This window comes from uncultured Caballeronia sp., from assembly GCF_964243625.1.
Lineage (GTDB): Bacteria > Pseudomonadota > Gammaproteobacteria > Burkholderiales > Burkholderiaceae > Caballeronia.
The window spans coordinates 1-10,516 of the sequence record NZ_CAXTGZ010000174.1; the positions used below are offsets into that span (position 1 = coordinate 1).

11 protein-coding genes are annotated in these 10,516 nt (G+C 61.2%); 9 read left to right on the plus strand and 2 right to left on the minus strand.

Translation table 11 applies throughout. The annotated features are described in order from the left end of the window. Nucleotides 1–264: hypothetical protein (locus ACFFAR_RS13995; RefSeq protein WP_375508024.1), on the minus strand; the 264-nt coding region annotated here is incomplete at its 3' end. Between the two features lie 75 nt (nt 265–339). Then, nucleotides 340–1,311: a LysR substrate-binding domain-containing protein gene (locus ACFFAR_RS14000; RefSeq protein ID WP_174363597.1), complete on the minus strand. Its 972-nt coding sequence runs from the start codon at nt 1,309–1,311 to the stop codon at nt 340–342. Nucleotides 1,312–1,741: 430 nt separating this feature from the next. Between ACFFAR_RS14000 and ACFFAR_RS14005 the strand changes: the two genes are divergently transcribed. From ACFFAR_RS14005 to ACFFAR_RS14045, 9 genes are all read left to right on the plus strand, one after another. Further along, a complete protein-coding gene (locus tag ACFFAR_RS14005; RefSeq protein ID WP_174363598.1) occupies nt 1,742–2,746 on the plus strand; it encodes a substrate-binding domain-containing protein in 1,005 nt (334 codons plus the stop codon). A gap of 74 nt (nt 2,747–2,820) precedes the next feature. Further along, the gene (araG, locus tag ACFFAR_RS14010; RefSeq protein ID WP_174363599.1) at nt 2,821–4,329 is read left to right on the plus strand and encodes an L-arabinose ABC transporter ATP-binding protein AraG; all 1,509 of its coding nucleotides are present in this window, start codon (nt 2,821–2,823) and stop codon (nt 4,327–4,329) included. Between the two features lie 62 nt (nt 4,330–4,391). After that, complete coding sequence (gene araH, locus ACFFAR_RS14015) at nt 4,392–5,396, plus strand: L-arabinose ABC transporter permease AraH (protein ID WP_062001582.1); 1,005 nt, start codon at nt 4,392–4,394, stop codon at nt 5,394–5,396. A 385-nt stretch (nt 5,397–5,781) separates the two neighbouring features. Continuing rightward, nucleotides 5,782–7,266 carry a mechanosensitive ion channel family protein gene (locus tag ACFFAR_RS14020; protein WP_086380402.1) on the plus strand — a complete coding sequence of 495 codons (1,485 nt, stop codon included), beginning with the start codon at nt 5,782–5,784 and terminating at the stop codon, nt 7,264–7,266. Between the two features lie 56 nt (nt 7,267–7,322). Further along, nucleotides 7,323–7,775: a MarR family winged helix-turn-helix transcriptional regulator gene (locus ACFFAR_RS14025; protein WP_375508025.1), complete on the plus strand. Its 453-nt coding sequence runs from the start codon at nt 7,323–7,325 to the stop codon at nt 7,773–7,775. Nucleotides 7,776–7,802: 27 nt separating this feature from the next. Continuing rightward, the gene (locus ACFFAR_RS14030) at nt 7,803–8,363 is read left to right on the plus strand and encodes an isochorismatase family protein (protein WP_174348218.1); all 561 of its coding nucleotides are present in this window, start codon (nt 7,803–7,805) and stop codon (nt 8,361–8,363) included. 2 nt (nt 8,364–8,365) lie between these two features. After that, on the plus strand, nt 8,366–8,695 hold the full coding sequence (locus ACFFAR_RS14035; RefSeq protein WP_174348219.1) for a hypothetical protein: 330 nt from the start codon (nt 8,366–8,368) through the stop codon (nt 8,693–8,695). Beyond that, nucleotides 8,692–9,939, plus strand: coding sequence for an MFS transporter (locus tag ACFFAR_RS14040; protein WP_174348220.1), 1,248 nt, complete (start codon nt 8,692–8,694; stop codon nt 9,937–9,939). Before ACFFAR_RS14035 ends, ACFFAR_RS14040 begins: the two co-directional genes overlap by 4 nt. Before the next feature lie 223 nt (nt 9,940–10,162). Continuing rightward, the coding region (locus ACFFAR_RS14045) for a hypothetical protein (RefSeq protein ID WP_375508026.1) at nt 10,163–10,516 on the plus strand (354 nt) is incomplete at its 3' end.

Consider the following 10,516-nt stretch of genomic DNA (forward strand, 5'->3'; position numbering starts at 1 on the left):
CGCTTCCTCGTTGCGGCGCAGTTCATCGATATAGGCCCGTGCGGCTGCTTCAGCCCGGTGCCGGGCCGCCGCCGGTTGCGCGAACGCTGCCGCGTCGAGACCGGGAACCGGCAAGCGGTAGTCCATCACCGCCGCCGCGGTCCCGGCCACGACAGCACGTGCGACGAAGCTCGTGGGCTTGGCGCTATCGGTGAGATCCAGGGCGCTTTGCGCCCAGGCCGTGATCCGATAACCGCGGTATATGCTTTCGCTAAAGCTGAACATGATCTTCTCTCCAGAATCCGTTTAGGGATTGCAAGAGCAGATGGCGTGCCCAGGGCCTTATTTCAGGCGTTTGCGTCAGGCAATAGCGTCCACCCGCGCGCCATAAACCTCCAGCGCGGCATCGTGCAATGCACGCAAAACGACGGTCGCCGCCGGCGACAACAAGCGCGTTTGCCGGGTGATGATTCCGAACGCGTCCATGCGGCAAGGCAATTCGATAGCAAGACGCTTCAGCGTGCCAAACTCCTCGTATTGCCGCGCGACCTCTTCCGGCATCACGGCAAGCATGTCGCTTTGCAGCAGGATGCCCGAGATCGCGACGATGTTGTTCGTGTTCACCACGTTATCCGGCGCGGCGAGACCGATCTGCGAAAACACCATGTCGAACCGATGCCGCAAGACGCTGCCCGGGGGATGCAAGACCCAGCCCTCGCCGACAATGTCAGCCATGGTCAGCCCGCTTGCGCTCGCGAGCGGATGCCCGGGACGCACGACCACGCAAAGCGGTTCCTCGGCGATAGGCTCGTAACGCACCGCATCCTTGAACTGGCCCTGCCGCTCGAGCACGCGGCCAACCATGATGTCGAGATGTCCCTGGGCCACGAGCGGCAACATCACGTCCGATGTCTCCACCTGCAGCCAGATCTGCAACTGCGGATAGCTCGCCTTCACGCGTGCGATGGCGAGCGGCACCATCGTCGCGGCGGCGGCGGCGATTGCGCCGATCTGGACTTGCCCCACGAGACCCGCGCGCAATGCGGCGATTTCGTCATGCGCCTGGCTCAGGTTCGACAGGACCATGCGCGCGTGCCGGATCATTACTTCGCCGTACAGCGTGGGATGCATGCCATGCGGCGTGCGGTCGAAGAGCCGCACTCCCAGCACATCCTCCAGTTCCTTCAATAATCGCGATGCCGCCGGTTGCGTCATGCCGAGGATCTCGGCTGCGCGGCGCACGTTGCCCTCCTCCTCCATTGCCGCAAGAAGAAGCAGTTGCCGCGTCTTGAGGCGCGTGCGCACGGTGATGTTCGAATAGTTTTGGGCCATGCAATGCGCCTGCGGCAAGTTTTTACGATCGCCAATCGTAGCCGATCCTGACCGGCTGAGGCCAGCTTGAGCAAGCTTCCATCCCAGAATGTAGGAGCATCGCGGACATACCGGATTTGATATCGGTATCGTCAAAAAACTGATTGGAAAGGAATCGGCCGCTTCCTTAAGATGCAGTCAAACTTTAAGAACCTGAGACTGCGTCTTTTGCGCTTGCGGCAAGCCTGGGGGCGAGTTTGCGAGCGCATGAGGACTGACCCGACAAGACGCGACCTGCCTCGCGCACATTACGGCCGTACAACAAACCCGCCTGCCTGGCGGACAACGCTTGACCCGCAATACCGCAAGAAGAGGCGAACGGGCTGCAAGCCTGCGCTTCGCTGCATGTCACTTGAGTCATGCAGCCTCAATTCAACCAGGAGACGCCCTCATGAACCTCAAGCTTCGTCGTTTGACCTTGTCCGCCATTGCCGCAGCCACGCTCGGCATCACGTTCGCTCCGCAGATGTCCGCTCATGCCGACGAACCGCTGAAGGTCGGTTTCCTCGTCAAGATGCCCGAACAGGCATGGTTCATCAACGAGCAAAAAGCGGCATCCGCGCTTGGACAAAAGGAAAAATTCTCGGTAGTGAACATCGGCACGCCGGATGGCGAGAAGGTGCTGTCCGCCATCGATAACCTTGGCGCGCAGGGCGCTCAAGGCTTCGTGATCTGCGCGCCCGACGTGCGTCTCGGACCGGCCATCCAGGCCCGCGCGAAGCGCTACAACATGAAGTTCGTGACGGTCGATGACCAACTGGTCGACTCGACCGGCAAGCCGCTGCCGAACGTCCCGCACCTCGGCATGTCCGCATTCAAGATCGGCAATCAGGTCGGCACCGCCATCTCGGACGAAATGAAAAAGCGCGGCTGGAAGCCCGAGGAAGTGGGCGCGCTGCGCATCACGGATTACGAACTCCCGACGGCGAAGCAACGCACCGACGGCGCCACGCAGACGCTGGTGGCGAGCGGCTTCAAGAAAGAAAATATCTTCGATGCCCCGCAAAAGACGACGGACGACGAAGGCGGTTTCAACGCGGCATCGCCGGTCTTGTCGCAGCATCCGAACATCAAGAAATGGGTGATCTACGCGATCAATGAAGAGACCGTGCTCGGCGCCGTGCGCGCGACCGAACAACTGCATATTGCGTCGGCGGATGTGATCGGCGTGGGCATCAACGGCGCGGGTGAAGCGTTCGCCGAATTCCAGAAGAAGGAACAAACGGGCTTCTACGGCACCATTGCCGTGAGCTCGACAAACCATGGCAAGGACAGCACGCAAAACCTCGTCGACTGGATCAAGAACGGCAAGCAGCCGCCCGCCGATACGCAAACCACCGGCAAGCTGATGGTTCGCAGCAACTGGCAGGACGTGCGCAAGGAACTGGGTATCTGAGCGTTTGGCCGCGGGCGTCGTGCATGTCATGCACGTCATGACGCCCGCTTCAGTTTTCAACCAAGGAACGCTCAATGATGGATACCGCAGTGGCCACGGCCGCGCCTTATCTCCTGCTCGATAACATCACCGTGCGTTTTCCCGGCGTGCTTGCGCTCGACTCCGTGTCGCTCGGCGTGCGCACGGGCGAAGTCCACGGGCTGATGGGCGAGAACGGCGCGGGCAAGTCGACGTTGCTCAAAGTGCTGTCGGGCGTGAATTCGACAAGCGGTGGAAGCTTGTCGCTCGACGGCGTCGAGCAGCAGTTCACGACCACCAAGGCCGCCATTGAGGCGGGCATCGCGATCATCTATCAGGAGCTGCATCTCGTCCCGGAACTGACCGTGGCCGAGAACCTGATGCTTGGCGCAATGCCGAACCGCTTCGGCATGCTCGACGAAAAGGCGCTGGTCAAGCGCGCAATCTCCGAGCTGGACCGGCTGGGTGAAAAGATCGATCCGAACATGCAGGTCAAGCACTTGTCGATCGGGCAACGCCAGATGATCGAGATCGGCAAGGCGCTGATGCGCAACGCACGCGTGATCGCGTTCGATGAACCCACGAGTTCATTGTCATCGCGCGAGACGGAGCAACTGTTCAAGATCATTCGCGCGCTCAAAAGCGAGGGACGCGCGATCATCTACGTGACGCACCGCATGGACGAGGTCTATGCGCTTTGCGATCGCGTGACGGTGTTTCGCGATGGCCGGCGCATCGAGACCTTCGAGGAAGTCGACGGACTCGAACGCGATCGCCTGATCAGTTGCATGGTCGGACGCTCCATTCACGACGTGTACGGCTACCGTGCACGCGACATAGGCGATGTGCAGCTCGATGTGCAGGCGCTGATGGGTCCGGGTCTGGCGGAACCGGCGTCGTTCAGCGTGCGCAAGGGCGAAATAGTCGGCTTCTTCGGGCTCGTTGGCGCGGGCCGTTCCGAGCTGATGAAGCTGATCTACGGCGCGGTCAAACCCGTGTCGGGGCAGATCGTGCTCAAGGGATCGAAACGCAAGTTCAGATCGCCGCGCGACGCCGTGCGCGCGGGCGTGGCGCTGTGTCCGGAAGATCGCAAGCAGGAAGGCATCGTTTCGATCGCTTCGGTTTCCGACAATTTGAACATGAGCTGCCGCCGGCACTTCAGCCCGTTCAACATCCTGAACAGCCGCAAGGAAGCCGCGACTACGACCGACTACATCGCGAAGCTCGCCATCAAGACGCGCAACGGCAACACGCCTATTGGCACGCTTTCCGGCGGCAATCAGCAGAAGGTCATTCTTTCGCGCTGGCTCGCCGAAGAGATCGATGTGTTCCTGATGGACGAGCCGACACGCGGTATCGATGTCGGCGCCCGTAGCGAAATCTACGGCCTGTTATACGGGCTTGCGGAAGCGGGGCGCACGGTCATCGTGGTATCGAGCGATCTGGCCGAGGTCATTGGCGTGGCGGATCGCGTGATGGTGATGCGCGAAGGAAAGATCGTCGGCAACCTGCCCAAGGCGCAGGCGACGCCCGATCAACTCATCAAGCTCGCCCTGCCCGGCTGATTCACCTTCATCACCGATAACACCCGCAGAACGTTCAACGCGCTGCGAACGAAAGAGACATCATGGAAATTACCCCCGTCACCAATCAGTCGAATCCCGCTCAAAGCACGGGCTCGCGTGCTCGCGCCGCGCGGACATGGGACCTCATCAACAAGTCGGGCATCGTCATGGTGTTCGTGATCCTGTTCGTGACGCTGGCCTTCACCGTCCCGGGTTTCATCAGCTCGCGCAATATCCAGGGCTTGCTGTTGTCGGTCACGTTGATCGGTTCGATCTCCGTCACCATGATGTTCGTGCTCGCGCTCGGCGAAGTGGATTTGTCGGTGGCCTCGATCGTGGCGTTTGCCGGGGTGGTGGCGTCCACGCTGATCACGTCCACGCATAGCGTCACGCTGGGGATCGCCGGCGGCGTGCTCGCAGGCGGTGCAGTCGGACTCGTGAACGGCGTGCTGATTGCACGCTGGAAGATCAACTCGCTGATCGTCACGCTGGCAATGATGGAGGTGGTTCGCGGACTTGCCTACATCACGTCGAACGGCGATGCCGTGATGATCTCCGAAGAACGTTTCTTCGATCTCGGCGGCGGATCGTTCCTCGGCATTTCCTTTCCGATCTGGTCGAACATCGTCGGCTTCTTGCTGTTTGGTTTTCTGCTGAAGAAGACGGTGTTCGGCAAGAACGTGCTGGCGGTGGGCGGCAATAGCGAAGCGGCGCTGCTCGCAGGTCTGCCGGTCATGCGCATCAAGATCACGGTGTTCGTGCTGCAAGGGCTCGTGACAGGGTTCGCGGGTGTCATGCTGGCATCGCGGATGAGTCTTGGAGACCCCAAGACGTCGGTCGGGCTGGAACTCGGGGTGATATCGGCTTGCGTGCTTGGCGGCGTGTCGCTGACCGGTGGCGTGGCCACGATCTCCGGCGTGCTGGTCGGCGTGCTGATCATGGGCTCGGTGCAGGATGCAATGAGCCTCATGAATGTGCCGACCTTTTATCAGTACCTGATTCGCGGCGGGATTCTGCTGCTGGCAGTGTTGTTCGATCAGTATCGGAGAAGCAAGCGGGTGGCGTGAGCGGAGCGCCGGCGGTTTTACGGGCACGGGGCGCGGTCAGCGAAAGCCGTTCCGGCCCGCCGCCGGCCGGTCCCGAAGCAGGCTGATTTCACGAGTCTTCCGTCCGGGAGCATTCTCCATCGCCTCCGCCTTCCTCAGCACTCGCGCCAAACCGGTTCGATAATTCTTTCGCCGTCCCGCGCCGAGTGCGGGCGGCATCTGCACTATCCTCTCCGCTGAGCTACGGCTCGAGATCGCACGCAGTGCAAAAAAGGACAGTTGCGCGGCCCCATCAGGAGCCGCAGAATTGGCGCACCCGGCTGCCGGGTGTCCTGCTGCGCACGGCCGAAATACCATTCGCGTGCCTATATCGGTCCTCTTGAAGCTATCTCATGGCGGAGCGCCTGTGAAATACCCGTTGATCCTTGGATTCGGTATCGTCGCTCTGGATGTCGTCGTATGGCGGCTGCGGGTGCCTCCCAACGAGCTCATACGGCTGTTCATACGGCTCACGCTCTTTAGCGCGCTGAGCGCGGTGCTCTTCTCGTCAGGCCTGAACCCCTTCACGCAAGCTCCGGATGCCGCCGCGCCCGAGCTCCACTGGCTGGGCCAGATCGTCGAAATAATCTGGTGGCTGATGGGCGCACGGCTGCTTACCCTTTCCCTCGACACGCTTTTATTGCCAAGCACCTGGCGAAAGCAGCGGCTCTTTTCGGACGTGTTCGGCGCCGTGGTCTTCCTGGCCGCGGTCGTGGCCGCCCTCGGTTTTGTGCTCGCGTTGCCGGTGCGTGGACTGGTCGCCACATCCGGGGCGCTTGCCATCGTCCTGGGTCTGGCGATCCAGAGCACGCTGAGCGACGTGTTCGCGGGCATTGTGTTGAACACCACGGAGCCGTACTCGGTCGGCGACTGGGTCATGATCGATGACGTGGAAGGCAGGGTCGTCGAAATGAACTGGCGCGCCACTCACTTGCTGACAGGCCAGGGAAATACGCTGATCGTGCCGAACGCGGTTGCATCGAAGGGCAAGATTTCGAATAACAGCAGGCCGGCCAATGTCCACGGGCTGTCGCTTGTGCTTGAAATCGCTCCCGAAGCGCGGCCACGGACAGTGCTCGAAGCGCTGCGCCGCGCACTCACCGGCTGCGACATCATCCTGAACGCGCCTGCGCCTTATGCCCACATGAAGCGCACTACAGTGAACTCGGTGCAATACGAGGTGGTTGCGTTTGTCGACAACATGGACAAGAAACTCGCCGCGTCCAACGAATTGTTCGACCTTTGCTACCGGCATCTTGCTTCGTCAGCCATTCCCATGCGCGCGCTCGGCGTCCCTGCGCCGGTCGAAAGCACCCATGACGCAAAAGAAGCGCTGCTCAAACGCGTGAGCCTGTTCGAAAGTCTGACTGGGGATGAAGTAAAGCGGCTCGCCACACGACTTTCACGTCATGAATATCAGGAACATCAGGTGATATCCGCGCCCGATACAGTGCCCGATAGTCTGTCTATCGTCGCGTCGGGGGTTCTCTCCGTCAAATTCACCGAACCGTCAGGCGAGCGCGAGATCGCGCGAGTGGGTCCGGGCGAAGCATTCGGAGAGGCAGGTCTGCTTGCAGGACTTCCCATGCGCGTGTCCGTCTCCACACTCACGCCCTCCGTGCTGTATCAGTTGGGCAAGGAGGACATGACAGCTTTCCTCAAGGACCATCCGGAGGTTGCCAGGCAGATGTGCCAGCTTCTGGCTTCCCGTCAGGACAGGCTCGGGAAATTGACGACACCGATTCCCGAAGACCACGAAACTCATCAATCGATATTTCAGTGGCTGGTCGGGAAAGTCTGGCACCAGCATTCGCTGCACGACGAACCGCATGGGCCCAGCAGTCGGCAATGAAGCGATACATACAGCCAAACTGTACAGTTTGGCTGTATGTATGTTATCGTCTGCACATGGTCAAACAATCACCCAAGCCTGAGACTCTCAAGTCGGCCGCTCTTGCCGGTGAGCTGCGCATTTCTGTTGGAAAACTCATTCGACGGTTGCGTGAGCAAGCGCATCCGGGCGACTTCACCTCCGCCCAGAAATCGGTCCTCCATCGTCTGGATCGCGACGGGCCCGCAACCGTCTCCGCTCTTGCCCGTGCGGAAAGCGTGCGTCCGCAGTCCATGCGCGTCACAGTGGCCGGCCTGGAGGCCATCGGGGCCATCAGTGGCAAGGCCGATCCAGCCGATGGACGAAAAACGCTGATCGACCTGACTCCCGCCTTCCGAAAAACCATCAAGGCCAGCCGTGCTGCCAGAGAAGACTGGCTGCTCCGCGCTTTGCAGGCACAACTCTCGCCACAGGAACAGGACGCACTCGCGGCCGCAGTGAAACTGCTGCAGCGGCTCGCCGACTTCTGAGCGAGTCCCAGACCTTTCAGGAAAACCATGGCCGTTACCACGCTCGATCCGAACACCGCCCTTATCGTCGTCGATCTGCAAAAAGGTCTTGTCGGCTCCCCTTTCAGCCATCCAATCGACAAGGTCGTGGAGCGCTCGTGTGCCCTGCTCCACGCGTTTCGTGAACGCGGCCTGACCGTCGTGCTGGTCAACGTCGCGGGTGGAGCGCCGGGGCGCACCGAGCAGCCGCGCCACAGCAGAACGTTTCCGGCCGGGTGGACCGACCTGATCGACGAACTCGGCCAGCAGCCCGGAGACATCGTCGTGACAAAGCGGACCTGGGGTGCGTTCGCGAGCACCGATCTCGGGGAGCGGCTGAAGGCGCTGGGCGTGACCCAGGTCGTCGTCACGGGTGTCGCTACCGGGACCGGCGTCGAATCGACCGCCCGCCAGGCTTATGAGCACGGGTTCAACGTGACGCTCGCCATCGACGCGATGACGGATTCACGTTCCGAGGCGCACGACTACAGCATCAGGAACGTCTTCCCGAGGCTGGGCGAAACCGGCACGGCCCAGAACATCATCGACCTGCTTGGAACGAGGAACTGAACATGGAATGGCTGCAGCTTGTCTCCTACTTCTTTGGCGGCGTTTTTCTCATCAACGCCGTGCCGCATCTCGTCAGCGGCGTGAAAGGAGAGCCGTTCCAGAGCCCGTTCGCCAAACCGCCGGGGCAAGGGCTTTCATCGTCTACCGTGAACGTGCTCTGGGGCTTCTTCAATATCGTCCTCGGGTATGTGCTCGTCTGCCGCGTCGGCGATTTCGAACTGAAGATCACGAGCGATGCCCTTGCTTTCGGGCTCGGCATCCTGGCCATGGGATTGCTGTGCGCGCGGCTCTTTGGCCGCCTGCACGGCGGTGATAGTCCAGAGCGTTCATGACCGCTTTGGCAACCGGCACATTTCGGTCGCTGAGGAGCTACAACTATCGGGTGTGGGCGGCCGGCGCGCTTGTTTCCAATGTCGGAACCTGGATGCAGCGCACGGCTCAGGACTGGCTCGTGCTCACCCAGCTCACGCATCACAATGCGTCGGCCGTGGGCGTGGTCATGGCGCTCCAGTTCGGGCCGCAGCTTCTGTTGCTGCCCTGGACGGGCTTCGCTGCCGATCACTACAACCAGCGCAAGCTGCTGGTTGCTACGCAGGCAGCCATGGGCACGCTCGCCCTGGCGCTGGGTTTGCTCACCGTCACGGGCATCGTCCAGCTCTGGCACGTCTATGTGTTCGCCTTCCTGTCGGGCTGCGCGGCAGCATTCGATGCACCCGTGCGCCAGACCTTCGTGGCGGAACTGGTCGGCGACGAGGATCTGTCGAACGCGGTCGCGCTCAATTCGACTTCGTTCAACGCCGCGCGGATGATCGGGCCGGCGGTTGCCGGTCTGGTCATCGCTTCGGTCGGCACCGGCTGGGCGTTCATGATCAACGGCGTGAGTTTTATCGCGGTGCTGGCCTCCCTGTCGTTGTTCCGCGTCTCCGAGTTGCGGGCGAATGCGAGGGCTCGCCGCACCAAGGGCAGCTTCACCGAAGGGTTTCGCTATGTATGGTCCCGGCCGGACCTCAAGGCGATCCTGGTCATGCTGTTCCTGATCGGCACGTTCGGACTGAACTTCCCGATCTTCATCTCGACCATGGCGGTCGGCGTCTTTCATACCGATGCGCGTGGCTATGGTCTCCTGTCATCGATCATGGCGGTTGGCACGGTCGCGGGCGCTCTCCTCGCCGCCCGCCGCGGCAAACCGCAATTCACATCGCTGCTGATCGGCGCCCTGACGTTCGGGTTCGGCTGCACGCTCGCGGCCATCGCACCGAATTACTGGCTGTTCGCGGCGGCGCTGGTCGTGATCGGCGTAGCGGCCCTGACCTTCACCAACGCCACCAACACGCTGATGCAGCTCTCGACCGAACCCGCCATGCGGGGACGTGTGATGGCGCTGCGTCTTGGCATTGCGCTCGGGGGCACGCCGATCGGCGCGCCCATCGTTGGCTGGATTGCGGACCATCCCGGCCCGCGCTGGTCGCTAGGCGTTGGTGCTGCATCGGGGTTTATAGCGGCTGTCGTGGCCGCTTATGCGTTGAGGCAGCAGCTTCATCGGCCTCGTCAAGCGGATGCGCATGACCTTGGCTGATGGAGCTACGACGCCCGCGGCCGGCTTGAAACACTCAGCAGGACGTTCGTCAGCTTCTGATGGTCGTGCCGACTCACTCTCATTCAATTGAGACGCGCAGGCAAGCAATCGGGACGTTCAGGCAAATTCATCAATTAGGCAACTGCTACCATTCCTTCGCCTGATTCATCAGGTGAGAAAACCACTGCGCCACTGGAACCGGTAGTCAACCGGCTCGATACCCATGGTGCAGCGGGTTCAACGACTTCGCCATCATGTCTCGCGTCTGCCGATCAGTCGACCGACCGGTAATCCGTTTGCGTCGGTACTAAACCAATTGCAAGTATTAAAAACAAAGGGGTGTTTGCAAATGAGTAGCTCACGGGTCTGGATGCTTAAATGGTCGATGCCAGTCATATACGCCGCCTTTGCGCTGGCGGCTTGTGGCGGAGATGATGCGAAGACATCGAATAACTCCCCTGATTCCGGTAATGGCACGCCGGCCAACACGGCGCCCGATACGCCGTCGTCACCTTCTACACCTTCGACACCGGCAATTACCGCTTTCATCTACGAAGGCCTCACGCCCGACACAAGC

Excerpts from the sequence above, each read along its gene's own strand:
- ACFFAR_RS14000 (WP_174363597.1), bottom strand. The coding sequence starts at position 1,311 with ATGGCCCAAAACTATTCGAACATCACCGTGCGCACGCGCCTCAAGACG.
- ACFFAR_RS14005 (WP_174363598.1), top strand. The coding sequence starts at position 1,742 with ATGAACCTCAAGCTTCGTCGTTTGACCTTGTCCGCCATTGCCGCAGCC.
- araG (WP_174363599.1), top strand. The coding sequence starts at position 2,821 with ATGATGGATACCGCAGTGGCCACGGCCGCGCCTTATCTCCTGCTCGAT.
- araH (WP_062001582.1), top strand. The coding sequence starts at position 4,392 with ATGGAAATTACCCCCGTCACCAATCAGTCGAATCCCGCTCAAAGCACG.
- ACFFAR_RS14025 (WP_375508025.1), top strand. The coding sequence starts at position 7,323 with ATGGTCAAACAATCACCCAAGCCTGAGACTCTCAAGTCGGCCGCTCTT.
- ACFFAR_RS14030 (WP_174348218.1), top strand. The coding sequence starts at position 7,803 with ATGGCCGTTACCACGCTCGATCCGAACACCGCCCTTATCGTCGTCGAT.
- ACFFAR_RS14035 (WP_174348219.1), top strand. The coding sequence starts at position 8,366 with ATGGAATGGCTGCAGCTTGTCTCCTACTTCTTTGGCGGCGTTTTTCTC.
- ACFFAR_RS14040 (WP_174348220.1), top strand. The coding sequence starts at position 8,692 with ATGACCGCTTTGGCAACCGGCACATTTCGGTCGCTGAGGAGCTACAAC.